Origin of the sequence: Paracoccus shandongensis (genome assembly GCF_017315735.1) — a bacterium.
Lineage (GTDB): Bacteria > Pseudomonadota > Alphaproteobacteria > Rhodobacterales > Rhodobacteraceae > Paracoccus > Paracoccus shandongensis.
The window spans coordinates 1-25386 of record NZ_JAFLRK010000040.1; the positions used below are offsets into that span (position 1 = coordinate 1).

Here is a 25386-nt window from a genome sequence, read left to right on the forward strand (position 1 = left end):
ACCCTCTGGCGGCCTGGGCGGCACGCCGCCGGGTCTGGGGTCGCCGCCGCCGGGCCTGGGGACCCCCGCGCCTGCCGCACCGGCAGAGGGCGCTGCCCCCGCCACGCCCCAGCCTGCGCCCTCGCAAGGCGGGCTTGGGTTGGGCGGTCCGCCGCCCGGCCTGGGGGGCGGCAACTGACGAACAAAAAAGGCCGGGCAAGATGCCCGGCCTTTCCCTTTGTCAGGATGCGGTGCCGATCAGCCCTGCTTGGGCGCCAGCTTGCCGTTGCGCTGCTGGATCATCATGAAGGTGTCGAAGGTGTATTCCGCCGTCTGGTTGTACAGGTACCAGTCGTCGCGGAACTGCAACTGCGCCTCGTACTGCCGCTTGAAGTGTTCGTTTTCCGCCGACAGTTCGGCATAAACCTCGTTCGCGGCGGCAAAGGCGGCGTTCATGATCTCTTCGCTGAACGACCGCAGCTGCGCGCCCGAGGCGGCCAGTTCCTTCAGCGCGGTGGGGTTCTTGAAGTCGTATTTCGCCAGCATGTTCTGGTCCGCCGCCTGGCAGCAGGTGCGCAGCAGCGCCTTGTAGCTGTCGGGCAGCTCGTCGTACTTGGCCTTGTTGACGAAGAAGCTGACCGTCGGCCCGCCTTCCCAGAAGCCGGGGTAATAGTAATAGGGCGCGACCTTCTGGAAGCCCAGCTTGTTGTCGTCATAGGGGCCGACCCATTCGGCGGCGTCGATGGTCCCCTTTTCCAGCGACGGATAGATGTCGCCGCCGGCGATCTGCTGCGGCACGACGCCCAGCTTTTCCACGACGCGCCCGGCCAGGCCGGAAATGCGCATCTTCAGGCCCCTCATGTCGGCGACCGTGTTCACCTCCTTGCGGTACCAGCCGCCCATCTGGACGCCGGTGTTTCCGGCCGGAAAGGCCACCAGGCCCACCGTTTCAAGGAACTGGTTGTACTGGTCGATCCCGCCGCCATGATAGTTGTAGGCCGTCTTGGCCCGCGCGCTGAAGGTGAAGGGCAGGTCGGCGCCGCAGGCAAAGGCCGGATCCTTGCCCCAGTTGTAGTAGCCGACCGAATGGGCGCATTCCACGGTGCCGTCGCCCGCCGCGTTGATGGCGTCCAGACCCGGAACGATCTCGCCCGCCGCAAAGACCTGGATGTTGAACTTGCCGTCCGACGCTTCCTTCAGGCGCTGCGCGATCTCCTCGCCGCCGCCATAGATCGTGTCGAGCGATTTCGGGAAGGACGAGGCCACCCGCCAGTTGATGGTGGGGGCTTCCTGCGCGATGGCCGGGGCCGCCAGCGTGGCGCCCGCCGCAGCCGCGACGCCGCCGACCGATGCCTTGGTCAAAAACGACCTGCGGTGCAGGGTCTTGGAATCTTTCATGAACTCTCCTCCGATCAGGGCAATCACGATTGCTGCCCATTGGGGCCTTGCCCCGAATGATCGCAGTTTATCCCGTGATTGCCGCCTGTCGAGTGGCGAGGACGCGAGGTCGGGAAAAAATGACGCCGCCCCCGCGGTGACGTGGGGGCGGCGTGATTTTCGTCTTTTCCGCGCTCAGCGCAGGATGGTTCTCCCTGCGTATTCGGCGGTGGCGCCCAGCATCTCCTCGATGCGGATCAGCTGGTTGTATTTCGCCAGCCGGTCGGACCGCGCCAGGCTGCCGGTCTTGATCTGGCCGCAGTTGGTGGCCACCGCCAGATCCGCGATGGTCGCGTCCTCGGTCTCGCCCGAGCGGTGGGACATCACGCTGGTATAGCCGTTGCGGTCGGCCAGGCGCACCGCGTCCAGCGTTTCCGACAGCGTGCCGATCTGGTTGACCTTGACCAGCAGGCTGTTGCCGCAGCCGCGCTGGATCCCTTCGGCCAGGCGCGCGGGGTTGGTCACGAACAGGTCGTCGCCGACCAGTTGCACCGATCCGCCCAGCCGGTCGGTCAGAAGCTTCCAGCCCTCCCAGTCGTCCTCGGCGCAGCCATCCTCGATCGACAGGATCGGATAATCGGCACACAGCGCGGCCAGGTAATCGACGTTCTCGGCGGACGACAGCGACTTGCCCTCGCCCTTCATCTCATACCGGCCACCCTTGAAGTATTCGGTCGAGGCGCAGTCCAGAGCCAGCATGATGTCGTCGCCGGGCTTGTAGCCGGCCTTTTCCACCGCGCGCAGGATGAAGTCCAGCGTGTCGCGGGTGGAGCTGAGGTTCGGCGCAAAGCCGCCCTCATCGCCCACGCCGGTCGCCAGGCCCGCCGCCGACAGCTCCTTCTTCAGCGTGTGGAAGACCTCGGATCCCATGCGCACGGCGTCGCGGATGTTGTCCGCAGCCACCGGCATGATCATGAACTCCTGGATGTCGATGGGGTTGTCGGCATGTTCGCCGCCGTTGATGATGTTCATCATCGGCACCGGCAGGATCCGCGCGCCCGTGCCGCCGACATAGCGGTAAAGCGGCTGGTTCGTCGCATCCGCCGCAGCCTTCGCCACCGCCAGGCTGACGCCCAGGATCGCGTTTGCGCCCAGGCGGCCCTTGTTCGGCGTGCCGTCCAGGTCGCACATCATCGCGTCGATGGCGCGCTGTTCGGTCGCGTCCTCGCCGATCAGGGCCTCGGCGATCTCGCCGTTCACGGCGGCCACCGCCTCCAGCACGCCCTTGCCCATGTAGCGCGCCTTGTCGCCATCGCGCCTTTCCACCGCCTCATGCGCGCCGGTGGACGCCCCCGAGGGCACCGCCGCCCGGCCCATGGTGCCGTCTTCCAGCGTCACATCGACCTCGACGGTCGGGTTGCCGCGGCTGTCCAGGATCTCGCGCGCGAAAATGTCGATGATGGCGGTCATGGGCGCCCCTCCGTTGCTTCGTGTCGGCGTCTTCATAGCGGCGGGATGGGCAGGCCGGAAGGCGAAACTTCACGGCTGCTCGATCTCGGCCCAGATGGGCAGGTGGTCGGACGCGTCCCGCGCTTGGGCGCCGGTAAAGACGCCGTGGCGCAGCAGCGTGATGTGCTGGGACATGGCGATGCGGTCGAAGCGGAACTGCGGCAGGGGCGCTGGATAGGACGGCCCCGGCGCGATCACGCGGAAACCCGCCAGCGATTCCAGGCCCCGGCTGTCGTGCCATTCGTTGAAATCGCCCATCATGACGATGTTGTCGTCCGCGATGCGCGCCGCCTGCGCCGTGATCCGGGCAAGCTGCGCGCGCCGGGACGACCGGGCAAGCCCCAGATGCACCCCGATCACCGTCAGCCGGGGCAGGCGCAGCACCACGGCCCCGCGCGGCTCCAGCCCCGGCAGGGGCAGGCGGCGCAGCACGGCCTGTTCGGCCAGGTCGGGCCGCATCAGGATCGTCTGGCCGTGCCAGCCCAGCGAGTTTTCGCCCGTGGTCGTCAGGTCGGCCGGGACCAGTCCGGTGGCCTCGCGGATCAGGCTGCGGGGCAGGGCCTCGGGGCGGGCGCCCAGGCGGAAATCGACCTCTTGCAGGGCGATGATGTCAGGACGCAGCGCGGCGATCACGGCAAGGTTGCGTTCCGGCGCGTGCGGGCCGGTCAGCCCACGGCATTTGTGCAGATTGTAACTTGCCAGTCTCAACAACGACATGCGGTCCCTGGGTGCTGGTCGCAAGATAGCCGGAGGCAGGCCAGCCGCAAGGGCATCCTGCGGCCCGGCCCGGCCTTGCCTGCGGTTTCAGGTGCCGCAGAAGGTCTGATGCACGATCTGCTCGGACAGCGGGGCGGCCGCAAGGTCGTCCCACGCCGCCCGGTCCTCGCGCGGATGCGTCACGGCCTCGAACAGACGCTGGAACGGGGTCAGGTCGCCTGCAACGGCGGCGGCAATCGCCTCCTCGATCCGGTGGTTGCGCGGGATGCGGCGGGGATTGGCGGGGCGCATCAGGTCGGGGTCGGGATTCTGGGCCTGCCAGTCGGCGGCCCAGGCGTCATAGGCCTCTCGGTCGATGAATTCATCCCGGGCGGTGCCATCGGAAAGCCCGGCGAAGACGCGGGTGAAGTCCGCACGCTGCTGGGCCATCATGGTCAGCAGGCGTTCGGCCAGGGGCTGCACGTCCGAGGCCTCGGTCAGGCCCAGCTTTTCGCCGAACCGCCGCCGCCAAGCCGCCTGATAGAGCGGCGCGAAGGCATGGACGGATTTCGTCGCGGCCTCGATGGCGGCCTCGCGTTCGCCCATCAGGGGGATCAGGCAGGTGGCAAGCTGCGCCAGGTTCCAGACCGCGATCTGCGGCTGCTGCGCCCAGGCATAGCGCCCGCCCCGATCGATGGACGAAAACACCGTGTCAGGGTGATAGGCGTCCATGAAGGCGCAGGGGCCATAGTCGATGGTCTCGCCCGACACGGCCATGTTGTCGGTGTTCATCACCCCGTGGATGAAGCCAAGCGCCATCCAATGCGCGATGGTTTCCGCCTGCCGCGCAATGACGTGATCCAGCAGCGACAGGGGGCCGTTCGCCGTCGGATAATGGCGGCCGATGACATGGTCGGTCAGGGCGGCCAAGGCATCCTCCTGCCCCCGGACGGCGAAATACTGGAAGGTGCCGACGCGGATGTGACTGGCGGCCACGCGGGTCAGGACCGCGCCGGGCAGGGCGGTTTCGCGCCACACGGTCTCGCCCGTCGCCACCGCCGCCAGGGCGCGGGTGGTGGGCACGCCCATCGCGTGCATGAATTCGCTGACGATGTATTCGCGCAGCACCGGGCCCATCCAGGCCCGCCCGTCGCCGCGCCGCGAAAAGGGCGTCGGCCCGCTGCCCTTCAACTGGATGTCGAAGCGCGCGCCGTCGGGGGCCTTGACCTCTCCCAGCAGGACGGCGCGGCCGTCGCCCAGTTGCGGGACAAAGCCGCCGAACTGGTGGCCCGCATAGGCCTGGGCAATGGGCTCGGCCCCCTCGGGCACCGCATTGCCCGCCAGCATCGCCACGCCCTCGGGGCCGGACAGCCAGGCCGCGTCCAGGCCCAGCCGTTTCGCCAGCCCCTCGTTCAGCGCCAGCAGGCGGGGTTCGGCCACGGGCGTGGGAGAAACTCGGGCAAAGAAGCCCTGCGGCAGGCGGGCATAGCTGTTGTCGAAATGGATCATCGGGGCCTCCTGTCCCTTTCATCTAGGGACCGGAGGCTTGCGGAAAAAGGCCGGGGTCAGCCGCGCGGCTTGACATGGGGCGACCGGGTGATGCCTGCACCGTGCAGCGCGCCCGCCACGGCCCCGCCCGCCAGCGGCGCCAGGATGAACAGCCACAGCTGCGACAACGCCTGCCCGCCCGCAAAGATCGCCGGCCCGATGGACCGCGCCGGGTTCACCGACACGCCCGTCACGTCGATGCCGACCAGGTGGATCCCCGCCAGCGTCAGCCCGATGGCCAGCCCGGCAAAGCTCGCAGGCGCGTCGGTCTGGGTGGCGCCCAGGATTACGGTCACGAACAGGAAGGTCGCCACGAATTCGAAGACCAGCGCCGCGAACAGCGTGTATTCGCCGTTATAGCCCGCGCCCCAGCCGTTCTGGCCCAACCCGTTCTGCGCGACGGAATAATCCGCCTTGCCCGAGGCGATCACCAGGATCACCGCCGCAGCCGCCACCGCCCCCAGGATCTGCGCGATGCAATAGGTGACGAAATGGCCGAAATCCATCCGCCCCGAGGTCAGGAAGCCCAGCGACACGGCCGGGTTCAACTGCGCGCCGGAAATCGCGCCCAGGCCATAGGCGGCGGTGACGATGGACAGCCCGAAGGCCATGGCGATGCCGTGAAAGCCGATATGCGCGCCCATCAGGACGGCGGAGCCGACGCCGAAGAACACAAGGATGAAGGTGCCGATGAACTCGGCCAAGGCTTTGCCTGACATGATCACTCTCCAATACAGGAATCGGTCCGTTCTGGACCTTCTTCCTCAATGACGGAATCGTGAGGTCGTTGGCAAGACGCTTGCGCCTCTTGAACGCTGGGGCGGGGGCGCGTATCGCATTCCCTTGCAACAGGAGCCTGCCGCCATGAAATTCCTCGATCTTGCCAAGGTCTATATCCGCTCGGGCGGGGGCGGCGCGGGCTGCGTGTCCTTCCGGCGCGAGAAGTTCATCGAATACGGCGGCCCCGATGGCGGCGACGGCGGCAATGGCGGCGATGTCTGGGCGGAGGCGGTGGAAGGCCTGAACACCCTGATCGACTTTCGCTATCAGCAGCATTTCTTTGCCAAGTCGGGCCAGCACGGCATGGGCAGCCAGATGACCGGCAAGTCGGCGGATGATGTCGTGCTGAAGGTGCCCGTGGGGACCGAGATCCTGGAGGAAGACGAGGAAACCGTCATCGCCGACCTGACCGAACCCGGCCAGCGGGTGCTGCTGGCGCGCGGCGGCAACGGTGGCTGGGGGAACCTGCATTTCAAGACCTCGACCAACCGGTCGCCCCGCAATGCCAATCCCGGCCAGCCGGGGGTGGAACGCACCATCTGGCTGCGGCTGAAGCTGATCGCGGATGCGGGGCTGGTGGGGCTGCCCAATGCCGGGAAATCGACCTTCCTGGCGGCGGTGTCGAACGCCCGGCCCAAGATCGCGGACTATCCCTTCACCACGCTGCACCCGAACCTGGGCGTGGTGGGTATCGACGGTTACGAATTCGTCATGGCCGACATCCCCGGCCTGATCGAGGGCGCGAGCGAGGGCAGGGGCCTGGGCGACCAGTTCCTGGGCCATGTCGAACGGTCCCGCGTGCTGCTGCATCTGGTGGACGGCACCTCGGACGATGTGGCGACCGACGCCCGCACCATCCTGACCGAGCTTGAGGCCTATTCCCCGGTCCTGATGCAGAAGCCGCGCGTGACGGCGCTGAACAAGATCGACGCCATGGACGACGACACCATCGCGGAGCGCAAGGCCGCGCTGGAGGCCGAGATCGGCGGCCCTGTCCTGCTGATGTCGGGCGTGGCCAAGCTGGGCGTCACCGAGGTTCTGCGCGCGCTCTGGACCCAGATCGAACCGTCCCGCCAGGCCCCGAAGGACGAACCCGAGGCGCCATGGCAGCCGTAAGCCCGACCCTGACGGGCGCGCGGCGGCTGGTCGTCAAGGTCGGATCCGCGCTGCTGGTGGATGAAAACGGGTTGCGCGGCGACTGGCTGCGGGCCTTGTGCGATGACGTGGCCGATTGGCGCGGGCGCGGCTGCGATGTGGTGCTGGTGTCCTCGGGATCCATCGCGCTTGGGCGGCGGGTGCTGGGCCTGCCGCTTGGCGCGCTGCCGCTGGAACAGGCGCAGGCCGCCGCCGCCGTGGGCCAGATCCGTCTGGCACGCGCCTATGAGGAGGCGCTGGCCCCCCATGGCGTGACCACCGCGCAGGTGCTGCTGACGCTGGAGGACAGCGCGGACCGGCGCCGATATCTGAACAGCCGCGCGACCATGCAGACGCTGCTGTCGCTTGGCGTGGTGCCCATCGTCAACGAGAACGACACCGTGGCGACCGACGAGATCCGCTTTGGCGACAACGACCGCCTGGCCGCGCAGATCGCCGTGACCTGCGGGGCGGACCAGTTGCTGCTGCTGTCGGACGTGGACGGGCTTTACACCGCCAATCCCAAGACCGACCCGACCGCCCGCCACCTGCCGGTGATCGAAGCCCTGACACCCGAGATCGAGGCCATGGGCGGCGATCCCGTCTCCGGCCTGTCCAAAGGCGGCATGAAGACCAAGCTGATGGCGGCGCGCACCGCCATCGCCGGGGGCTGCGCCATGGCGATTGCCGAGGGGTCGGTCATGCGCCCCCTGTCGGCTGTGGCGAACGGCGCGCGGTGCAGCTGGTTCCTGGCCGAAAGCGACCCGCAATTGGCCCGCAAACGCTGGATCGCGGCGATGAAGCCCAAGGGCGCGCTTGTGGTGGACGAAGGCGCGGTCCGGGCGCTGCAAGGGGGCAAGTCGCTGCTGCCCGCAGGCGTGCGCACGGTCGTGGGCGATTTCGGGCGCGGCGATCCGGTGGCGATCACCGGGCCGTCGGGCGAGACGGTGGCGACCGGCCTTGCCCGCTATACCGCCGACGAGGCGCGGCGCATCGCGGGCAATCGGTCCGACCAGATCGAGGCGATCCTGGGCTATGCCGGCCGCGCCGCCCTGGTCCACCGCGACGACATGGCATTGTAAGGCCCCGGCCTTGCAGCCGGGGCGCCGGGATCAGGCGGCTTTCTTGCCGCTGCCATAGCGGTCGTAGAAGCCCTGCCCGCTGTCCGCTATCTCGCGCAGCAGTTTGGGCGCGGCGAAGCGGTCGCCATGATCCGCCGCCAGCCGCTCGCAGATCTGAACCGCGCGGGCGGCACCCAGCATGTCCAGCCAGGCGAACGGCCCGCCGGTCCAGGGCGCGAAGCCCCAGCCAAGGATCGCGCCGACATCGCCTTCGCGGATATCCTCCAGCACGCCATCCTCGAAGGCGCGCACGGCCTCCAGCGTCTGCGCGAACATCAGGCGGTGCTGCACGGTGGTCAGGTCCGGCTGATCCTCGGCCTGCGGATAGCGCGCTGCCAGCCCCTCCCACAGGCCCTGCCGCTTGCCGTCCGCGTCATAGGCATAGAAGCCCGCGTTCGACTTGCGCCCCAGGCGGCCTTCGTCGGCCATCGCAAAAAGCACCTCGTCCACCGCACCGTCAGGATAGGCGTCGCCCATGGCCGCGCGGGTGGCCTGGGCGATCTTCACGCCCAGGTCGATGGATGTTTCATCGACCAGTTGCAGCGGGCCAAGCGGCATCCCCATCATCTTGGCGGCGTTTTCCACCAAGACCGGGTTCACCCCTTCGGCCACCATGCGGATGCCTTCGTTGATATAGGGGATGATGCAGCGGTTGGCATAGAAGAAGCGCGCGTCGTTTACCACGATGGGCGTCTTGCGGATCTGGCGCACGAAATCCAGCGCCTTGGCGACGGCCACGGGGCCGGTTTCGCGGCCCTTGATGATCTCGACCAGCATCATCTTGTCCACGGGGCTGAAGAAGTGGATGCCGATGAACTGCTCAGGCCGGGCGCTGGCGCGGGCCAGATCGCTGATCGGCAGGGTCGAGGTATTGGTGGCGAAGATCGCATCCTGCGGGATCACGGCCTCGGCCTTCTTCGTGACCTCGGCCTTGACCTGCGGGTCTTCAAAGACCGCCTCCACGATCAGGCCGCAGCCTTCCAGCACGGCGTAATCGGTGGTGGCGGTGATGCGGTCCAGAACCTCGGCCTTTTTCTCGGCGGTCGATTTCCGGCGAGCGATGGCCTTGTCCAGCAGGGTTTCGGAATAGGACTTGCCCTTCTCGGCGGCCTCCTGCTTCGCGTCGATCAGCACCACCTGGATCCCGGCCATGGCGCTGACATAGGCGATGCCCGCGCCCATCATGCCCGCGCCCAGGATGCCGACCTTGCGCACGGTCTGGTCCGGCGCCTCGGGGCGGTTCGCGCCTTTCTCCAGCGCCTCCTTGTTGATGAACAGGCTGCGGATCATCGCCGTGCTGGAGGGGTTCATCAGCACATTCGTGAACCACCGCGCCTCGATCTTCAGCGCCGTGTCAAAGGGCACCTGCGCGCCTTCATAGACCGCCGACAACAGCGCCTTGGCGGCGGGATAGACGCCCATGGTCTTGCCGTTCACCATGGCGGATGCACCCACGAAGGTCATGAAGCCTGCCGGGTGATAAGGCTCGCCCCCCGGCATCTTGTAGCCCTTCTGGTCCCAAGGCTTGACCAGATCCGCGTCGGTGGCGGTCAGCACCCATTCACGTGCGGCGGCCAGCGGATCGGCGACCACCTCGTCGATCAGGCCTGCGGCCTTGGCCTTCTTCGGATCCGACAGCTTGCCTTCCAGAAGGAAGGGTGCGGCGGCCATGGCGCCCAGCTTGCGCGACAGGCGGATCGTGCCGCCGCCGCCGGGAAAGATGCCGACCATGATCTCGGGCAGGCCGATCTTGGCCTTGGGATTATCGGCGGCAAAGATGCGGTGCGTGGCCAGCGGCAGTTCAAGGCCGATGCCAAGCGCGGTACCGGGCAGGGCCGTGGCGATGGGCTTGCCGCCCTTGAGCGTCTTGGGGTCCATGCCCGCCCGCTCGATCTTGCGCAGGACGTGGTGCAGCGACATGATCCCGTCAAAGACCTGCTGCGCGCCGCCTTGCTTCATCCCGGCGATGACGTTCAGGTCCATCCCGGCGGCAAAGTCTCTCTTGCCGCTGGTGATGACGATGCCCTTAACGGCCTGGTCCGCCAAAGCGTCGTCGATCAGCGCGTTCAGTTCCGACGCGCCCTCCAGCGACAGCACGTTCATCGACTTGCCCGGCACGTCCCAGGTGATGACAGCGACGCCATCGGCGTCCTTCCGCATGGTGAAATCGGTCATTTACTCTCTCCCTCGGGCGCATAGGGCCGCCCGTCCTTGTGGGTATAGGCCGCCGTCCCGTCCTTCAGGGTCAGCACCAGATCGACATCGGAATAGGTGGCCACTTCCTCGGCCGCCTTGCTGCCGATCACGAGAAAGCAGGCGGGCGCGTTGCTGCGGTTGATGAAATGGTGGCCGTCCGGCGTGTTGGCGGGAAAGCCCACGCAATCGCCGGGGCGCATGATCTCCTCGCCGTCATCGGTGACCATGACGCATTCGCCCTCGGTCACCATGACGAACTCGTCCTCGGCCCGGTGCCAGTGCCGCAGCGAGGACAGGGCGCCGGGTTCCAGCGTGACCAGGTTGACGCCGAACTGCGTCAGCCCCGCCGCCTGCCCCAGCCGCAGGCTGGACCGCCCCGCCATCATCGCCGCATAGGGCGCGGGATAGATGGACCCGGTCTTGACCGGAACGGTGTTCAGGTCGAGCTTTTTCATCACACCCGCTCGATGATGGTGGCCGCGCCCATGCCAGACGCGATGCACAGGGTGGCAAGGCCTATTTCCTTGTCCTGGCGTTCCAACTCGTCCAGCAGGGTGCCGATGATGATCGCGCCGGTCGCGCCCAGGGGATGGCCCATCGCCATCGCGCCGCCGTTCACGTTCACCTTGCCGGGGTCCACCTGGAAGGCCTGCATGAAGCGCAGCACCACGGCGGCAAAGGCCTCGTTCACCTCGAACAGGTCGATGTCGCTGATGGACATGCCGCTGTCGGCCAGGATCTTCTCGGTCACGGGGACAGGGCCGGTCAGCATGATCGTGGGATCGGTGCCGATCTTGGCGGTGGCGCGGATGCGGGCGCGGGGCTTCAACCCGTGCGCCTTGCCGAATTCCTCATTCCCGATCAGGACCGCCGCCGCGCCGTCCACGATGCCCGAACTGTTGCCCGCGTGGTGGATATGGTCGATGCGGTCCAGATGCGGGTATTTCAGCATCGCCACCTTGTCGAAGCCGGGCATCACCTCGCCCATGTCCTTGAAAGCGGGCTTGAGTTTCGCCAGATCCTCCATGGTGGTGCCGGGGCGCATGTATTCGTCGCGGTCGAGGATGGTCAGCCCGTTCTGGTCCCTGACCGGCACGATCGACCGGGCAAAGCGGCCTTCCTGCCACGCGCGGGCGGCGCGGTTCTGGCTTTCGACGGCCAGCTTGTCGGCGTCCTCTCGGGTAAAGCCGTATTCGGTGGCGATGATGTCGGCGCTGATGCCCTGGGGCACGAAATAGGTCTTCATCGCCAGGCTGGGGTCAACGGCGATGGCCGCCCCGTCGCTGCCCATGGGAACGCGGCTCATCATCTCGACGCCCCCGGCGATATAGCCGTGGCCCGCCCCGGCCTTGACCTGGTTGGCGGCCAGGTTCACGGCCTCCATGCCGCTGGCGCAGAAGCGGTTGATCGACAGGCCGGGGATGCGTTCGTCCAGGTCTGATGCCAGAACGGCCGACCGCGCCAGGCAGCCGCCCTGTTCCTTGACCTGGGTGACATTGCCCCAGATCACGTCCTCGACCGCGTTGCCTTCCAGGTTGTTGCGTTCCTTCACGGCGTTCAGCAGCCGTGCGGACAGCGCCAGCGCGGTGACTTCGTGCAGGCTGCCGTCCGGGCGGCCCTTGCCGCGCGGGGTGCGGGCGGCGTCATAGATGAATGCGTCGGTCATGCGTCCTCCTTCGGCGCCCGGTCGGACGGGTTGCCGGGCATCAGGTCATAGGGGTGTTTCCAGCCGGGCAGGGCGCTGATCGCGTCCAGCCAGCGGTCGATATGGGGCCAGTCCTTGCGGTCAAAGCCGAAGGGCTCGGGGTAGAACAGGTAGCCGCAGCAGGCGAAGTCGGCGATGGTGGGGGTGCTGTCGGCGACCCAGTCGCGCGTGGACAGGTGGTCGTCCAGAACCTTGTAGGCGGCCTTGAGCCGTCCTTGCAGGTATTCCGCCGCGCCTGTGGGGCGCTTGCCTTCGGGCAGGAAGTTCAGCAGGAACCGCGCCGGTCCGGCCTGTCCCGACAGCTTGTGATTGTCGAACATCAGCCAGCGCAGGGTTTCATTGCGGTCACGGCCCATGAACCGGCCCGTGCGTTCGGCAATGTGCAGCTGGATCACGGCGGATTGCGTCAGGGTCAGGTCATCCTCGCGGAAGACGGGCACCTCGCCCATGGGGTTGAGGGCGCGAAAGGCGGGGCTGCGCGCCTCGCCGTTGAAGAAATCGACATAAACCGGGGTCCAGTCATAGCCCGCCAGTTCCATCGTCAGCGCCGCCTTGTAGGCATTGCCGGATTCGCCAAAGCACCAGAGTTGCGCGGTCATGTGATCCTCCAACCACCGGGGGCTTCGCGCCCCCGGACCCCCGCGGGATATTTTCATGAAGAAGAAGGAAGGCCTTAATCCTTCTTCAACCTTTCCGTCCTAGCTTCGGTGTCGCGGTACAGGCTGGGAAGCCGATGACCGCTGAAGGAGAAGTTTCCGGCCTGCGAGCTTGATGCCTAGGCCCAAGCGCAGGCCGGAAATGCCGCTTCTTCTTCACTTAAATATCCCCGCCGGAGGCTCCTGCCCGTGAAGCGGGCGCCATGATCAGCAGGCTCAGAACGCCTCCGCCTCCAGTTCCATCACCGGCGCGGCGCCCGACTGGATACGCGCCAGATGCGTCGCGGTCATCGGCAGTTGCCGCTTCATGTAATAGCGCCCGGTCGCCAGCTTGGTCTTCAGGAAGGCCGAGTCGCCCCGGCCCGCGTCCAGTGCCTCTTGCGCCGCGACCGCCATCTGCCCCCACATCAGGCCAAGCGCGACATGCCCGAACAGGTGCATGAAGTCATAGCTTCCCGACAGCGCATCGTTCGGGTTCTTCATGCCGCGTTCCATGAAGAACATGGCGGCGGTCTGCAGATCCTTGGAGGCAGCCTTCAGGGGCGCGATGAAATCAGTGGCGATGGCGCTGTCGCCATGCTGCTTGCAGAAGGCCTTCACCATCTCGAAGAAGGCCATCACGTGCTTGCCGCCGTCCTGGGCCAGCTTGCGGCCGACCAGGTCCAGGGCCTGAACGCCGTTCGCGCCTTCATAGATCATGGTGATACGGGCGTCGCGGACGAACTGGGACATGCCCCATTCCTCGATATAGCCGTGGCCGCCGAAGACCTGCTGGGCCAGCACCGTCGTCTCGAACCCCTTGTCGGTCAGGAAGCCCTTGATGACGGGGGTCAGCAGGGACACCAGCCCCTCGGCATCCGCATCGCCGGTGTGGCCCTTGTCGATCAGGTGGGCGCCCCACAGGGCCAGCATCCGCGCGCCTTCCAGGAAGGACTTCTGGTCCATCAGGCTGCGGCGGATGTCGGGATGGACGATCAGAGGGTCCGCCGCGCCAGCCGTGTTCTGCGCGCCCGTCACGGCGCGGCCCTGCAGGCGGTCCTTGGCATAGGCGACGGCGCTTTGATAGGCGGGCACGGCGCAGGCATAGCCTTGCAGGCCGACGCCAAGGCGCGCCTCGTTCATCATCGTGAACATGGCCCGCATCCCCTTGTGCAGTTCGCCCAGCAGCCAGCCGCGCGCGCCGTCATAGTTCATCACGCAGGTGGCGTTGCCGTGGATGCCCATCTTTTCTTCCAGGGCACCGACCGACACCCCGTTGCGTTCGCCCAGGCTGCCGTCCGCGTTCACCAGGAACTTCGGCACGATGAACAGGCTGATGCCCTTGGTGCCCTCGCCCCCGCCGGGGGCCTTGGCCAGCACCAGGTGGATGACGTTTTCCGCGAGGTCGTGGTCCCCGGCCGAGATGAAGATCTTTTGCCCGGTGATCCGGTAGCTGCCGTCGGCCTGGGGTTCGGCCTTGGTGCGCAGCAGGCCCAGGTCGGTGCCGCAATGCGGTTCCGTCAGGTTCATGGTGCCGGTCCAGTCGCAGCTGACCATCCTGGGCAGATAGGTCCGCTTCTGTTCGTCCGTCCCGTGGGCGTGGATCGCGGAATAGGCGCCGTGGGTCAGGCCCTGGTACATGTTGAAGGCCATGTTGGCCGACACGAACATCTCGCCCGTCGCCACGCCCAGCACATAGGGCATCCCCTGGCCGCCGTATTCCGGGTCGCAGTCGAGCGCCGTCCAGCCGCCCTCCTTCACCGCCTGGAAGGCCCGGTCGAAACCGTCGGGCGTGCGGACCAGGCCGTTTTCCAGCCTGCAACCCTGCCGGTCGCCCACCGCGTTCAGCGGTGCCAGAACCTCGGCCGCCAGCTTGCCGGCGGCGTCCAGGATCGCCTCGGTGAAATCGGGATCCAGATCGGCATGGCCCGGCAGGCCGGATTGCGACAGCTTCAGCACGTCATGCAGCGCAAACTGCATGTCGCGGACCGGCGGATTGTAGATCGTCATGGCGCTACCCTGTGATCGTTTCTCTGGACGCGGCGGCCAGCCGGGTTTCTGCGTCGGAAAGCTGGGCCCTGAGATCGACGATCGCCTCGCTCAGTTCAGCATATTGGCGTTCCATGTCCGCAAGACGCTGGCGCCCGACCGCGATGGTCGCGGCGATCTGCGCCTTGTTCGTGCCGCCGGGCTCGTAAAGCTCCAGCAACTGGCGGATTTCCTCGAGGCTGAAGCCGAACCGCTTGCCGCGCAGGATCAGCGTCAGGCGCGCCCGGTCCCGGCGGTCATACAGGCGATGCTGCCCGCGACGTTCGGGAAAGATCAGCTCGCGCGCTTCATAAAAGCGCAGCGTGCGGGGGGTGACCTCGAACGCATCGCACATCTGGCGAATCGTCATCAGCTCGTCGGACATGGATCGCGGTTCCTCCTCATTCACCACACTGCTGTCCTTGACCACGGATATAGGGCCAAGTTGACGCGAACGTAAGCAAGACGCCGCGTCACAGGGTGAAGTCAAGGCGATGGATGACGCGGGGTCAACCCATCTTGCTCAACTCCTGCGCGGCGGTTTCGCGCAGGGCTTGCAAATCGGCGCGGGCGGCGTTCAGGTCGGCGATCTGGTTGTCCAGCACCGTCAACTGCCGGTCCGCCAGGTCCAGCCAGACCTGATACTGCTCGCGCGAGCCCTTTTGTTCATAGATCAGCAGCCATTGCCGGATCTCCTCCAGCGAGAAGCCAAAGCGGCGGCCGCGCAGGATCAGGGTCATGCGGGCGATCTCTCGCGGGCCATAGAAACGGGCGCGGCCTTCCTTCCGGGGGCTCAGAAGCTCGATATATTCGTAATAGCGCAGCGTGCGGGGGGTCACGTCGAAGCGCGCGCACATGTCCTTGAAGCTGATTGTCTGTTCGCCCGGCATCGGCCCCTCCGTCAGCAGTTGACGCAAGGCTATCTGGTTGGCGCGGCCCTGCGCAAGGGACGGGGGGTTGAGCAGGCGCCCCGGTCGCGGATAGCGTGGCCCGAACGACATGGGCGCGGCGATGGACAGGACCACAGGCATGGCTGACACGGACCAGACGCGAATCGCCCAGCAGTTCATCGAGGCGATTCCCCATGCCCGCGCCCTGGCGATGCGGGTCGATGCGCTTGGCGCGGGAAAGGCCGTGATCAGCATGCCCTGGGCGGAACACCTGGTCGGCGATCCGCGCAGCGGGGTGGTGCATGGCGGCGTGGTGTCGGCGCTGATGGATACCTGCTGCGGGGCGGCGGTGATGGCCCATCCTTCGGGGCCGTCATCCACGGCGACCATCGACCTGCGCATCGACTATATGCGGTCGGCCACCAAGGGGCAGCGGATCACGGCCCGGGCGGAATGCTATCACATCACGCGGACGGTGGCCTTTGTGCGCGCGGTGGCGCTGGACGAGGATGCGGACAACCCGGTCGCCGCCGCCACCGGCGCCTTTACGGTGGAACGGTGATGGCCATGGACCGCCGCGAACCGCTGGACCGGATCAAGTCGCGCCGCGATTCCGCCCTGTCGGCGCTGGTGGGGGGCGTGCCCTACCTGACCTGGCTGGGCATCCGCTTCGACAGGCGGGGGGACGAACTGACCGCGACCCTGCCTTACGACGAAAAGCTGATCGGCAACCCGATGCTGCCCGCGCTGCATGGGGGCGTGACGGCGGCCTTTCTGGAGACCACGGCGATCATCGAACTGGCCTGGGCCGCGATGTGGGAGGACATGGAGTCGGGCCGCATCGTCCCCGACGCCGCCGTCGGCGACAGCCTGCCGCGTTTGCCCAAGACCATCGACTTCACCGTGGATTACCTGCGCAGCGGCTTACCGCGCGACGCCTATGCCCGGGCGCGTGTGGTCCGGTCCGGGCGGCGCTATGCCTCGGTCCAGGTCGAGGCCTGGCAGGACAACCGCGCCCGGCTGCTGGCGCAGGCCACCGGGCATTTCCTGATGCCGCAGGGATAAGCGGGCGGAATGGACAGGCTGACCCACCGGCGGGTGCTGGCGATTGCCGTGCCCATCGTGCTGTCGAACGCCACGGTGCCGCTGCTGGGGCTGGTCGATACCGCCGTGATCGGCCAGCTTGGCCGCCCCGAGGCGATCGGGGCCGTGGGCGTCGGTGCGGTGATCCTGACCTCGATCTACTGGATCTTCGGGTTCCTGCGGATGGGAACCTCGGGCCTTGTGGCGCAGGCGCAGGGGGCGGGCGACAAGGCCGAAGGGGGTGCGCATCTGCTGCGGGCGCTGGCCATCGCGGCGGTTGCCGGGGCCTGCTTCATCCTGTTCCAGGGCGCGGTCTTCGGGGCGGCCTTCCGCATCGCCCCGGCCTCGGCCGCGGTCAAGGCGCTGGCGCGGGATTATCTGGCGATCCGCATCTGGGAGGCGCCCGCCACCATCGGGCTGTACGCCCTGACCGGCTGGCTGATCGCGGTGGAGCGGGCGAAATCGGTCCTGCTGCTGCAACTGGTGCAGAACGGGCTGAACGTGATCCTGTCGATCTGGTTCGTGCTGGGGCTTGGCCTGGGTGTGCCGGGGGTCGCCGGTGCCACGCTGCTGTCGGAAGGCTGCGGGCTGGCCCTGGGGCTGTGGATGACGCGCGGGGCCCTGGCGCAGGGGTGGACGGCGGCGGGGCTGTTCGCAAGGGACAGGCTGGTCCGGCTGGCCCGGGTGAACGGCGACATCATGATCCGGTCGGTGCTGCTGCAGGCCAGCTTCACCGCCTTCGTGTTCCTGGGCGCGGGGCAGGGCGACGTGACGCTGGCCGCGAACCAGGTGCTGCTGCAATTCCTGTCGATCACCGCCTATGCGCTGGACGGCTTTGCCTTTGCCGCCGAAAGCCTGGTGGGACAGGCCGTCGGCGCGCGCAGGCCGGGCAGCGTCCGTCGGGCCTCGGTCCTGACATCGGCCTGGGGCGTCGGCGGGGCCTTGGCCCTGGCGCTGGTCTTCTGGCTGGGGGGCGGGGCGATCATCGACGGGCTGACGACCTCGCCCGAGGTGCGGGCCGAGGCGCGGCTTTACCTGCCCTGGCTGGGGCTGGCGCCGCTGATCGGCGTGGCGGCCTGGATGCTGGACGGCATCTTCATCGGCGCGACGCTGACGCGGGACATGCGCGTGGCGATGATGTGGTCGGCGCTGGTCTTCTGGGCCGCCGTCCTGCTGCTGCCGCCGGCCTGGGGCAACCACGGGCTTTGGGCCGCGCTGATGGCGCTGAACCTGTCGCGCGGCATCTTCATGGCGCTGCGCTATCCCCGGGCCGAGGCGGCCGCCATGCCCGCATGAAAAAGGGGGCCGGACGGCCCCCCGATGGCGCGGCGCGGGGCGCGGCTATTCCGCTTCGTCGATGATCTGGTGGCGCGCGACGGTCAGCAGTTCCGCCATCTTGGCGCGGATTTCCGCCTCGTCCGCCTTGCCCTGCAGATCCGCCGTCACCTTGCGCAGCACATCCTCGTAGCCCGGCTCCTCGAAGTCCGATGTCACGACCGTCAGGGCATAGGCGCGCGCATCGTCCCCCTGCTTGCCCAGAAGGCCCGCGGCCCATTCGCCCAGCAGGCGGTTGCGGCGGGCGTCGGCCTTGAAGCGCAGGTTCTCGTCATGGGCGAACTTGGATTCGTAGCCGCGTTCACGGTCGTCGAAGGTGGTGTTCATGATGGCCTCCGGTTTTGGCTTGTTGAAAGCTTAGCCTGCCCGCCTGCGCTTGCAAGCCTCTGTATTGCCCCCGGTGCCGCTTGTAAGGTAAGGCGCGTGGGATAAGGGACATGCGAAAGGACGCCCGCCATGGCACCGCGCCGCAAGAAGATCTATGAAGGTAAGGCGAAGATCCTGTACGAAGGCACCGAGCCGGGCACGCTGGTCCAGTATTTCAAGGACGACGCCACCGCCTTCAACGCCCAGAAAAAGGCCGTGATCGAAGGCAAGGGCGTGCTGAACAACCGTTTGTCCGAGTTCTTCATGAACGGGCTGACGAATATCGGCGTCCCCAACCACTTCATCCGCCGCATCAACATGCGCGAGCAGCTGATCCGCCAGGTAGAGATCGTTCCGCTGGAAGTGATCGTGCGCAACTTCGCCGCCGGATCCATCTCCAAGCGTCTGGGCCTTGAGGAAGGCACGCTGCTGCCGCGCCCCATCGTCGAATACAGCTTCAAGAACGATGAACTGGGCGACCCGATGGTGTCCGAGGAATACATCATCGCCTTCGGCTGGGCCACCCAGCAGGATCTGGACGACATCGTGTCGCTGGCCCTGCGCGTCAACGATTTCCTGTCGGGCGTCTTCTATGGCGTGGGCATCAAGCTGATCGACTTCAAGATCGAGATCGGGCGTGTCTGGGACAACGACTTCATGCGCCTGATCGTGGCCGACGAGATCAGCCCGGATTCGTGCCGGTTGTGGGACATGAAGACCGGGCAGAAGCTGGACAAGGACGTGTTCCGCCGCGACCTGGGCAACCTGACCGACGCCTATACCGAGGTCGCGCGCCGCCTGGGACTGATGCCCGCCAACACCACCAGCCTGAAATCCGCCTCGCTCAACTGAAGGAAGACGCCATGAAAGCCCGTGTCACGATCATGCTGAAGGATGGCGTCCTGGACCCGCAGGGCGAAGCGATCCGCCACGCGCTTGGCGGCCTGGGCCACCAGGGTGTCACGGGCGTGCGCCAGGGCAAGCTGATCGAACTGGACCTGATTGCCACCGACCCCGAGACCGCCAGGGTCGAGGTCGCGCGGATGTGCGAAGGCCTGCTGGCCAATACCGTGATCGAGAAATACTCGGTCGAGATTGTCTGACGCAGCGGCAACCTGCGTTTATCGGCAGGTTGCCCCGCAGACCCCGTTGCAAATGCGCCGGGATTAACGCCCAATGCGCCGATGATGAACGATAAACCTGCCTTGTCCGACACCGCGCCCGTGATCCAGATCCAGGGGCTGCACAAGGCCTATGGCCAGGTCGAGGTGCTGAAGGGCGTCTCGATGGCCGCGCCGCGCGGGCACGTCATCAGCCTGATCGGATCGTCAGGATCGGGCAAGTCCACGCTGCTGCGCTGCTGCAACCTTCTGGAAAACAGCCAGGCGGGCGAGATCAGCTTTGAAGGCGAACCCGTGCGCTGGAAAGGCCAGGGCGCGGCGCGCGTGCCCGCCGACCGCGCGCAGGTGATGCGGTTCCGCACCAACCTGTCGATGGTCTTCCAGCAGTTCAACCTGTGGGCCCACATGACGATCCTGCAGAACGTCATGGAGGCGCCGGTCACGGTCCTGGGCCAGGACCGCGCGACTGTCGAAACCCGCGCCCGGTCGCTGCTGGACAAGGTGGGCATCGGCGACAAGTGCGACGCCTGGCCCGCGCAACTGTCGGGCGGCCAGCAGCAGCGGGCGGCCATCGCGCGCGCCTTGTGCATGAACCCCAAGGCGCTGCTGTTCGACGAACCCACCAGCGCCCTGGATCCCGAATTGCAGCAAGAGGTCGTGCGCGTCATCAAGGATCTGGCGGACGAACAGCGCACCATGATCATCGTGACCCATGACATGCGCCTGGCCGCCGATGTCAGCGACCATGTGGTCTTCCTGCACCAGGGCCTCATCGCCGAGGAAGGCCCGCCCGACCAGCTTTTCGGCGCGCCGCGAACGGACCGGCTGCGCCAGTTCCTCAGTGCCTCGACGCACTGACAAGACAACACCAACAGGAGAGTTGAGAATGAAGAAACTGCTGCTTGCCGCCACCGCCCTGGCCCTGACCGCCGGCATGGGCCTGGCCCAGACCGTCCGCATGGGAACCGAGGGCGCCTATCCCCCCTACAACTTCATCGACGACAAGGGCGAGGTCGCGGGCTTTGAACGCGAACTGGGCGACGAACTGTGCAAGCGCGCCGAACTGGAATGCACCTGGGTCAAGAACGACTGGGATTCGATCATCCCGAACCTGGTCTCGTCGAACTATGACACCATCATGGCCGCGATGAGCATCAACGAGGAACGCAAGGCCGTCATCGCCTTTACCCAGGATTACCTGCCGCCCGCGCCTTCGTCCTATGTCGCCCTGCAAGAGGGTGTCGATCTGGAAGGCGGCGTGGTCGCGGTGCAGACCGGCACCGTGCAGGCGTCCTATATCGCCGGAACCAGCGCGACCATGCTGGAATTCCCGAACATCGACCAGGTCCTGGCCGCCATCCGCAACGGCGAGGCCGATGCGGGCTTTGGCGACCACGAGGTGATGCGCCCCTTTGTCGAGGACAGCAACGACCTGGTCTTCGTGGGCGAACAGGTCAAGCTGGACGAGGGCATCGGCGTGGGCCTGCGCCAGTCCGACACCGAGCTGCGCGAGAAATTCGACGCGGCCATCACCGCGATGAAGCAGGACGGCAGCCTGAACGCGCTGATCAAGAAGCACTTCGGCGACGACGCGCAGACCTACGAATGATCTGACGGGCTGCGGGGCGACCTGCGGCCCTTACCGGGACGGATGATGTTTTCCTTTTGCAGCGACCCTTCGGTGCTGGACGGGCTTGCCTGGCTGTCGTGCTATCTGACGACGGGCACGCACCTGCTGTTCTATGCCAGCTTCGGGGTGGTCCTGCTGCTGCTGGCGGTCACCGCCCCGATTGCGCTGCTGTTCGGATACGGCGGCGCGATGGCGTCGCGGTCGCGCATCGCGCCGGTCCGCTGGTTCGGGCGGATCTATACGGCGATGGTGCGCGGCGTGCCCGACATCATCTTCTTCCTGTTCGTGCCCATCGCGCTGGACCAGGGGCTGGAATGGCTGCGCCACAAGGCGCTGTGCGACAGCGACGCCCCGGTGCGCCAAGGCAACGATTTCGTCGTCTGCGCGGCGGCCAAGCTGCCCTTGTCCACCAGCCCCGAATGGGTCCATGACATCTATGCCATGGTGCTGGCGGTCGTCGCCTTTTCCATCGTCTTCGGTGCCTTTGCCGCGAACGTCCTTTACGGCGCGATGCAGGCGGTGCCCCGCGCGCAACTGGAAACGGCCGAGGCCTATGGCATGACGCCCCGCCAGGTCACGCGGCGCATCCTGGTACCGCAGATGTGGACCTATGCGCTGCCGGGCCTGTCGAACCTGTGGATGATCCTGATCAAGGCCACGCCGCTGCTGTTCCTGCTGGGGATCGAGGATATCGTCTATTGGGCGCGCGAACTGGGCGGGGCCAAGACGCGGTCCTTCGCCTATCCGCATCCCGACTGGCGGCTGTATTACTTCCTTGTCGTGCTGGTCTTCTATCTGCTGATGACCTGGATTTCCGAAAGGGTGCTGGACCGCGTCACCGCGCGCCTGACACGGGGCCAGGCCACCATGGCGGGCGAGGCGCAGCGCAAGGCGGTCGCACCATGACTTGCGCGCAGACGATCCTGGATTACGGGCTGCGGTCGCTGGGCTTTGGCGAACGGCTGCTGCCGCGCAGCGACTTCACGCTCTGCCAGCAGTTCACGCTGATCGGGTCGGGGCTGATCTGGAACCTGTATTTCGCCTTTTTCGCGCTGCTGTTCGGCTTCTTCCTGGCAACCGGGCTGGCGCTGGCCAAGACCAGCACGAACCCCTGGCTGCGCAAGCCCGCCGAGGCCTTTATCTTCGTCTTTCGCGGCAGCCCGCTGTTCATCCAGTTCTTCCTGGCCTACGAGGCGCTGGTCCTGCTGCCCCGCACGGGCGTCCAGATCCTGGGCCTGACGGTGGCGACAAGCTGGCTCGCCAAGGCCTGGGCCGGGGCGCTGATCGTGCTGACGCTGAACACCGCCGCCTATTCCGCGCAGATCTTCCACGGCGCGCTGATGGCCGTGCCCAAGGGCGATATCGAGGCCGCCGAGGCTTACGGCATGACCGGCTGGACCAGGTTCCGCCGCATCTTGTGGCCCACCATGCTGCGGCTGGCCTGGCCGTCCTATACCAACGAGGCGATCTTTCTGTTCCACGCCACCACGCTGGTGTTCTTTTCGGGCTTCCCGGCCTTCCAGCAGCGGGGCGACAGCCTGTATTACGCCAGCTATTTCGCGGGCCAGACCTTCAACCCCTTTGTCGCCTATCCCATCGTGGCCGGGTATTTCGTCCTTTGCACCCTTGCGCTGATCGCGTTGTTCGGCATCGTGAACCGGCGCCTGAACCGTCATCTGCCCGGTGCCGCCCGGCGCATCAGATACCGCCCGCAAATCTTCCGGTGATCCATGGACTGGCTGAAAGAACACCCCGAGGTCAAGACCATCCGCGTGGCCGCCGCCGACCTGAACGGCGTCGCGCGTGGCAAGCGCATCCCCGCCCGCTATGCCCACAAGGTCTTCGACGAAGGCACCAAGTTTCCCTTTTCCGTCCTGAACCTGGACATCTGGGGCGAGGATGTCGAGGACAGCCCCCTGGTCTTCCAGATCGGCGATCCCGACGGCTTGCTGCTGCCCACCGAACGCGGCTTCCTGCCGATGCCCTGGCTGGACGCGCCGACCGCGCTTTTGCCCTTGTGGATGTTCCACCTGGACGGCCGCCCCTACGAGGGCGATCCTCGTCAGGCGCTGGCGCAGGTTGTCGAACGCTACAAGGAAGCGGGCCTGACCCCGGTGGTGGCGACCGAGCTTGAGTTCTTCCTGATCGACGATTCGGGCCGCCAGTTGCGCGTGCCGCCAAGCCCGCGCTCCGGCAAGCGCCGCACCGGGGGCGAGGTTCTTTCGCTGCGGGCGCTGGACGCCTTCGACCAGTTCTTCACGACGCTTTACGACGCCTGCGAGGCGATGGACATCCCCGCCGACACGGCGATTTCCGAAGCCGGGCCCGGCCAGTTCGAGATCAACCTGATGCACCAGCCCGACCCGCTGAAAGCGGCGGATGACAGCTGGCTGTTCAAGATGCTGGTCAAGGGCATCGCCCGCCAATACGGTTTCGCGGGCAGCTTCATGGCCAAGCCATACGAGACGTTCTCGGGGAACGGGATGCACATGCATTTCTCGATCCTGGACAAGTCGGGGCGCAACATCTTCGACAATGGCGGGGACGAAGGGACGGAACAGTTGCGCCAGGCGGTCGCCGGTTGCCTGCGCGCCATGCCGGGTTCCACGCTGCTGTTTGCCCCGCATGAGAACAGCTATGACCGGCTGGTGCCGAACGCCCATGCGCCGACCGGCATCGGCTGGGCCTACGAGAACCGCACGGCGGCGATCCGCATCCCGTCCTCTGGTCCCAAGGCGCGGCGGATCGAACATCGCGTGGCAGGCGGGGACGTGAATCCCTATCTGACGGTCGCGGCGATCCTGGGGGCGGCGCTGAACGGCATCCTCGACAAGCTGGAGGCGCCCGCGCCCTTCAAGGGCAATGCCTATGACCAGAAGCTGGACCAATTGCCCGGTACCTGGGGCGAGGCCATCGACGCCTTCCACCAATGCCCCGAGATGCGGCGGATCTTTCCCGATCATCTGATCGAGAACTTCGTGATGACCAAGCGGCAGGAACTGCACTACATGGCCGAACTGTCGGACGAGGAAACGGTAGAACTTTACCTCGACACCGTTTGACGGGCGGCGGGCGAACCGCCGCCCGGTCGCTCAGTCGGTATGTTCCGGCAGGGCCTTCAGGTCTTCCCGGGACCAGCGCGTGACGCCGTGGACGACGCCGTCGCCGTCGCGCATCAGGTCCAGGTCGGACACCGGCACCAGCACCGGCTTGGATCCGATGCCCAGGAAGCCGCCCACGTCGATCACCACCTGCGCGTGGCTGCCCGATCCATGCACATGCGACACGGTGCCCACGCTGTCGTCGCCCGGGCCATAGATCGTGGCGCCCGTCAGGACCGCATCGGTCAGCTCATCCGGCAAAAGCCGGGGATGTTCGGAATGGTCCATGCCTTTCCTCCATTGGCTTGGTCATCGCAAGCCAACGTCCGGCGGGGGCAGGCGTTCCGTTTTGGTCAGTTCAGGTATTTCTCGGGGTCGACGCTGTCGAAGCCCTGGCGCACCTCGAAATGCACGAACCCGCCCCGGCCCGCCTTGCCAAGCGACTGCCCGGCGGACACGCTGTCGCCCTTGGCCACGTCCAGCGCGTCAAGGCCGGTATAGACCGTCATCAGGTTGCCGTCATGCCGGATCACCACGATGGGCGCGCCGCTGGTATCCTTGGTGACCGCCGCAACCGTGCCCCGGCCCGCCGCCTTGACCGCTGTGCCTGCCGTGGCGGAAATGTCGATGCCGTCGTTCTTGCCCTTTTCATAAACCCGGATGATCGACCCTGATGCCGGCATCTGGAACCGCCCGGCAGCCGAGGCCGCCGTCCGCGTCGCGCCCAGGTCGGTCACGGGCGCCTTGGGGCCAGGCTCGGCGGCGGGGGTGGTCTTCTCGGACGGCAGGGGCTCGGCTGCCGACGGGGGGCGCGGGGTCGGGCTGCCGCTGCCGGGCATGGTGGTCACGGCTACGGCTTTCGGCGCCTTCTGGCCCGCGACGGGGATCACCAGCCGCTGCCCCACGCGCAGCGACATGCTGGAGGGCAAGCCGTTCCAGGATGCCAGATCCTGCACGCTGACATCGTATTTGCGCGCGATGGACCATGCCGTCTCGCCCGCCGCCACCGTATGCTGCGCCGGATTGGCCGTCGTCGCGGGCGCGGGGCTTGTCTTGGGCGCAGGGGCCGCAGCGCCGCGATTGCGGGCAGGTTGGCCCGCGAAGGGGTCGCCGACCAGGCCGCCGCCGCCCGGCGCGGGCGCCGCCCCGACC

27 protein-coding genes are annotated in these 25386 nt (G+C 66.8%); 12 read left to right on the plus strand and 15 right to left on the minus strand.

Annotated features, from left to right (window positions below; all coding sequences use genetic code 11):
• Positions 1 to 237: 237 nt before the first annotated feature.
• The 5 genes from JX613_RS17405 to JX613_RS17425 form a co-directional block, all read right to left on the minus strand.
• A complete protein-coding gene (locus tag JX613_RS17405) occupies positions 238 to 1359 on the minus strand; it encodes a TRAP transporter substrate-binding protein (RefSeq protein ID WP_207102767.1) in 1122 nt (373 codons plus the stop codon).
• 192 nt (positions 1360 to 1551) lie between these two features.
• On the minus strand, positions 1552 to 2826 hold the full coding sequence (gene eno, locus JX613_RS17410) for a phosphopyruvate hydratase (RefSeq protein WP_207102742.1): 1275 nt from the start codon (positions 2824 to 2826) through the stop codon (positions 1552 to 1554).
• A gap of 69 nt (positions 2827 to 2895) precedes the next feature.
• Positions 2896 to 3582: an endonuclease/exonuclease/phosphatase family protein gene (locus JX613_RS17415; RefSeq protein ID WP_207102743.1), complete on the minus strand. Its 687-nt coding sequence runs from the start codon at positions 3580 to 3582 to the stop codon at positions 2896 to 2898.
• An 87-nt stretch (positions 3583 to 3669) separates the two neighbouring features.
• Positions 3670 to 5070 (minus strand): protein adenylyltransferase SelO family protein, encoded by a 1401-nt coding sequence (locus JX613_RS17420; RefSeq protein WP_207102744.1) that lies wholly within the window; start codon positions 5068 to 5070, stop codon positions 3670 to 3672.
• A 56-nt stretch (positions 5071 to 5126) separates the two neighbouring features.
• Complete coding sequence (locus tag JX613_RS17425; RefSeq protein WP_207102745.1) at positions 5127 to 5828, minus strand: aquaporin; 702 nt, start codon at positions 5826 to 5828, stop codon at positions 5127 to 5129.
• A 145-nt stretch (positions 5829 to 5973) separates the two neighbouring features.
• Here JX613_RS17425 and obgE point away from each other — a divergent pair, with 145 nt between their 5' ends.
• Both obgE and proB read left to right on the plus strand, forming a co-directional pair.
• Positions 5974 to 7005: a GTPase ObgE gene (gene obgE / locus JX613_RS17430; protein WP_207102746.1), complete on the plus strand. Its 1032-nt coding sequence runs from the start codon at positions 5974 to 5976 to the stop codon at positions 7003 to 7005.
• Complete coding sequence (gene proB, locus JX613_RS17435; protein WP_207102747.1) at positions 6993 to 8105, plus strand: glutamate 5-kinase; 1113 nt, start codon at positions 6993 to 6995, stop codon at positions 8103 to 8105. The genes obgE and proB overlap by 13 nt, the downstream gene beginning before the upstream one ends.
• Positions 8106 to 8135: 30 nt before the next feature.
• On the opposite strand, the gene JX613_RS17440 is transcribed toward proB, so the two are convergent.
• From JX613_RS17440 to JX613_RS17470, 7 genes are all read right to left on the minus strand, one after another.
• Entirely contained in the window at positions 8136 to 10319 is a 2184-nt protein-coding gene (locus JX613_RS17440; protein WP_207102748.1) for a 3-hydroxyacyl-CoA dehydrogenase NAD-binding domain-containing protein, read from the minus strand.
• Positions 10316 to 10795: a cupin domain-containing protein gene (locus JX613_RS17445; RefSeq protein WP_207102749.1), complete on the minus strand. Its 480-nt coding sequence runs from the start codon at positions 10793 to 10795 to the stop codon at positions 10316 to 10318. The genes JX613_RS17440 and JX613_RS17445 overlap by 4 nt, the downstream gene beginning before the upstream one ends.
• Complete coding sequence (locus JX613_RS17450; RefSeq protein WP_207102750.1) at positions 10795 to 12006, minus strand: acetyl-CoA C-acetyltransferase; 1212 nt, start codon at positions 12004 to 12006, stop codon at positions 10795 to 10797. The genes JX613_RS17445 and JX613_RS17450 overlap by 1 nt, the downstream gene beginning before the upstream one ends.
• Positions 12003 to 12644: a glutathione S-transferase family protein gene (locus JX613_RS17455; RefSeq protein WP_207102751.1), complete on the minus strand. Its 642-nt coding sequence runs from the start codon at positions 12642 to 12644 to the stop codon at positions 12003 to 12005. The genes JX613_RS17450 and JX613_RS17455 overlap by 4 nt, the downstream gene beginning before the upstream one ends.
• Positions 12645 to 12917: 273 nt before the next feature.
• A complete protein-coding gene (locus tag JX613_RS17460) occupies positions 12918 to 14690 on the minus strand; it encodes an acyl-CoA dehydrogenase C-terminal domain-containing protein (RefSeq protein WP_207102752.1) in 1773 nt (590 codons plus the stop codon).
• Positions 14691 to 14694: 4 nt separating this feature from the next.
• The gene (locus tag JX613_RS17465) at positions 14695 to 15093 is read right to left on the minus strand and encodes a MerR family transcriptional regulator (protein WP_207102753.1); all 399 of its coding nucleotides are present in this window, start codon (positions 15091 to 15093) and stop codon (positions 14695 to 14697) included.
• 124 nt (positions 15094 to 15217) lie between these two features.
• A complete protein-coding gene (locus JX613_RS17470; protein WP_207102754.1) occupies positions 15218 to 15598 on the minus strand; it encodes a MerR family transcriptional regulator in 381 nt (126 codons plus the stop codon).
• Between the two features lie 139 nt (positions 15599 to 15737).
• Here JX613_RS17470 and JX613_RS17475 point away from each other — a divergent pair, with 139 nt between their 5' ends.
• Genes JX613_RS17475 through JX613_RS17485 form a run of 3 tightly spaced genes read left to right on the plus strand, consistent with a single transcriptional unit; the run spans position 15738 to position 17977 of the window.
• On the plus strand, positions 15738 to 16160 hold the full coding sequence (locus JX613_RS17475) for a PaaI family thioesterase (protein WP_237168679.1): 423 nt from the start codon (positions 15738 to 15740) through the stop codon (positions 16158 to 16160).
• A complete protein-coding gene (locus JX613_RS17480) occupies positions 16160 to 16663 on the plus strand; it encodes a PaaI family thioesterase (protein ID WP_207102756.1) in 504 nt (167 codons plus the stop codon). Before JX613_RS17475 ends, JX613_RS17480 begins: the two co-directional genes overlap by 1 nt.
• Positions 16664 to 16672: 9 nt before the next feature.
• Positions 16673 to 17977, plus strand: a complete 1305-nt coding sequence (locus JX613_RS17485) for an MATE family efflux transporter (RefSeq protein WP_207102757.1) — start codon at positions 16673 to 16675, stop codon at positions 17975 to 17977.
• A gap of 45 nt (positions 17978 to 18022) precedes the next feature.
• Here JX613_RS17485 and JX613_RS17490 read toward each other — a convergent pair whose 3' ends face one another.
• Entirely contained in the window at positions 18023 to 18343 is a 321-nt protein-coding gene (locus JX613_RS17490) for a DUF1476 domain-containing protein (protein WP_207102758.1), read from the minus strand.
• A 129-nt stretch (positions 18344 to 18472) separates the two neighbouring features.
• Here JX613_RS17490 and purC point away from each other — a divergent pair, with 129 nt between their 5' ends.
• The 7 genes from purC to JX613_RS17525 all read left to right on the plus strand — a co-directional run bounded on the left by purC (position 18473) and on the right by JX613_RS17525 (position 24195).
• Positions 18473 to 19234, plus strand: a complete 762-nt coding sequence (gene purC, locus JX613_RS17495) for a phosphoribosylaminoimidazolesuccinocarboxamide synthase (protein WP_207102759.1) — start codon at positions 18473 to 18475, stop codon at positions 19232 to 19234.
• Positions 19235 to 19245: 11 nt separating this feature from the next.
• Positions 19246 to 19485 (plus strand): phosphoribosylformylglycinamidine synthase subunit PurS, encoded by a 240-nt coding sequence (gene purS / locus JX613_RS17500; RefSeq protein WP_207102760.1) that lies wholly within the window; start codon positions 19246 to 19248, stop codon positions 19483 to 19485.
• 84 nt (positions 19486 to 19569) lie between these two features.
• Positions 19570 to 20361 (plus strand): ABC transporter ATP-binding protein, encoded by a 792-nt coding sequence (locus tag JX613_RS17505; RefSeq protein WP_207102761.1) that lies wholly within the window; start codon positions 19570 to 19572, stop codon positions 20359 to 20361.
• Between the two features lie 28 nt (positions 20362 to 20389).
• Complete coding sequence (locus JX613_RS17510; RefSeq protein WP_207102762.1) at positions 20390 to 21112, plus strand: transporter substrate-binding domain-containing protein; 723 nt, start codon at positions 20390 to 20392, stop codon at positions 21110 to 21112.
• A 45-nt stretch (positions 21113 to 21157) separates the two neighbouring features.
• Positions 21158 to 22039, plus strand: a complete 882-nt coding sequence (locus JX613_RS17515) for an ABC transporter permease (protein WP_207102768.1) — start codon at positions 21158 to 21160, stop codon at positions 22037 to 22039.
• A complete protein-coding gene (locus JX613_RS17520) occupies positions 22036 to 22860 on the plus strand; it encodes an ABC transporter permease (protein WP_207102763.1) in 825 nt (274 codons plus the stop codon). The genes JX613_RS17515 and JX613_RS17520 overlap by 4 nt, the downstream gene beginning before the upstream one ends.
• Before the next feature lie 3 nt (positions 22861 to 22863).
• Positions 22864 to 24195, plus strand: a complete 1332-nt coding sequence (locus JX613_RS17525) for a glutamine synthetase family protein (protein WP_207102764.1) — start codon at positions 22864 to 22866, stop codon at positions 24193 to 24195.
• Positions 24196 to 24225: 30 nt separating this feature from the next.
• On the opposite strand, the gene JX613_RS17530 is transcribed toward JX613_RS17525, so the two are convergent.
• Together JX613_RS17530 and JX613_RS17535 are read right to left on the minus strand one after the other, a co-directional pair.
• The gene (locus JX613_RS17530) at positions 24226 to 24522 is read right to left on the minus strand and encodes a PRC-barrel domain-containing protein (RefSeq protein ID WP_207102765.1); all 297 of its coding nucleotides are present in this window, start codon (positions 24520 to 24522) and stop codon (positions 24226 to 24228) included.
• 65 nt (positions 24523 to 24587) lie between these two features.
• Positions 24588 to 25386: M23 family metallopeptidase (locus JX613_RS17535; RefSeq protein ID WP_207102766.1), on the minus strand; the 799-nt coding region annotated here is incomplete at its 5' end.

Bases quoted from the DNA above. Each gene is read 5' to 3' on its own strand.
- eno (WP_207102742.1), bottom strand. From the start codon at position 2,826: ATGACCGCCATCATCGACATTTTCGCGCGCGAGATCCTGGACAGCCGC.
- JX613_RS17415 (WP_207102743.1), bottom strand. From the start codon at position 3,582: ATGTCGTTGTTGAGACTGGCAAGTTACAATCTGCACAAATGCCGTGGG.
- JX613_RS17420 (WP_207102744.1), bottom strand. From the start codon at position 5,070: ATGATCCATTTCGACAACAGCTATGCCCGCCTGCCGCAGGGCTTCTTT.
- JX613_RS17425 (WP_207102745.1), bottom strand. From the start codon at position 5,828: ATGTCAGGCAAAGCCTTGGCCGAGTTCATCGGCACCTTCATCCTTGTG.
- obgE (WP_207102746.1), top strand. From the start codon at position 5,974: ATGAAATTCCTCGATCTTGCCAAGGTCTATATCCGCTCGGGCGGGGGC.
- proB (WP_207102747.1), top strand. From the start codon at position 6,993: ATGGCAGCCGTAAGCCCGACCCTGACGGGCGCGCGGCGGCTGGTCGTC.
- JX613_RS17440 (WP_207102748.1), bottom strand. From the start codon at position 10,319: ATGACCGATTTCACCATGCGGAAGGACGCCGATGGCGTCGCTGTCATC.
- JX613_RS17445 (WP_207102749.1), bottom strand. From the start codon at position 10,795: ATGAAAAAGCTCGACCTGAACACCGTTCCGGTCAAGACCGGGTCCATC.
- JX613_RS17450 (WP_207102750.1), bottom strand. From the start codon at position 12,006: ATGACCGACGCATTCATCTATGACGCCGCCCGCACCCCGCGCGGCAAG.
- JX613_RS17455 (WP_207102751.1), bottom strand. From the start codon at position 12,644: ATGACCGCGCAACTCTGGTGCTTTGGCGAATCCGGCAATGCCTACAAG.
- JX613_RS17460 (WP_207102752.1), bottom strand. From the start codon at position 14,690: ATGACGATCTACAATCCGCCGGTCCGCGACATGCAGTTTGCGCTGCAT.
- JX613_RS17465 (WP_207102753.1), bottom strand. From the start codon at position 15,093: ATGTCCGACGAGCTGATGACGATTCGCCAGATGTGCGATGCGTTCGAG.
- JX613_RS17470 (WP_207102754.1), bottom strand. From the start codon at position 15,598: ATGCCGGGCGAACAGACAATCAGCTTCAAGGACATGTGCGCGCGCTTC.
- JX613_RS17475 (WP_237168679.1), top strand. From the start codon at position 15,738: ATGGCTGACACGGACCAGACGCGAATCGCCCAGCAGTTCATCGAGGCG.
- JX613_RS17480 (WP_207102756.1), top strand. From the start codon at position 16,160: ATGGCCATGGACCGCCGCGAACCGCTGGACCGGATCAAGTCGCGCCGC.
- JX613_RS17485 (WP_207102757.1), top strand. From the start codon at position 16,673: ATGGACAGGCTGACCCACCGGCGGGTGCTGGCGATTGCCGTGCCCATC.
- JX613_RS17490 (WP_207102758.1), bottom strand. From the start codon at position 18,343: ATGAACACCACCTTCGACGACCGTGAACGCGGCTACGAATCCAAGTTC.
- purC (WP_207102759.1), top strand. From the start codon at position 18,473: ATGGCACCGCGCCGCAAGAAGATCTATGAAGGTAAGGCGAAGATCCTG.
- purS (WP_207102760.1), top strand. From the start codon at position 19,246: ATGAAAGCCCGTGTCACGATCATGCTGAAGGATGGCGTCCTGGACCCG.
- JX613_RS17505 (WP_207102761.1), top strand. From the start codon at position 19,570: ATGAACGATAAACCTGCCTTGTCCGACACCGCGCCCGTGATCCAGATC.
- JX613_RS17510 (WP_207102762.1), top strand. From the start codon at position 20,390: ATGAAGAAACTGCTGCTTGCCGCCACCGCCCTGGCCCTGACCGCCGGC.
- JX613_RS17515 (WP_207102768.1), top strand. From the start codon at position 21,158: ATGTTTTCCTTTTGCAGCGACCCTTCGGTGCTGGACGGGCTTGCCTGG.
- JX613_RS17520 (WP_207102763.1), top strand. From the start codon at position 22,036: ATGACTTGCGCGCAGACGATCCTGGATTACGGGCTGCGGTCGCTGGGC.
- JX613_RS17525 (WP_207102764.1), top strand. From the start codon at position 22,864: ATGGACTGGCTGAAAGAACACCCCGAGGTCAAGACCATCCGCGTGGCC.
- JX613_RS17530 (WP_207102765.1), bottom strand. From the start codon at position 24,522: ATGGACCATTCCGAACATCCCCGGCTTTTGCCGGATGAGCTGACCGAT.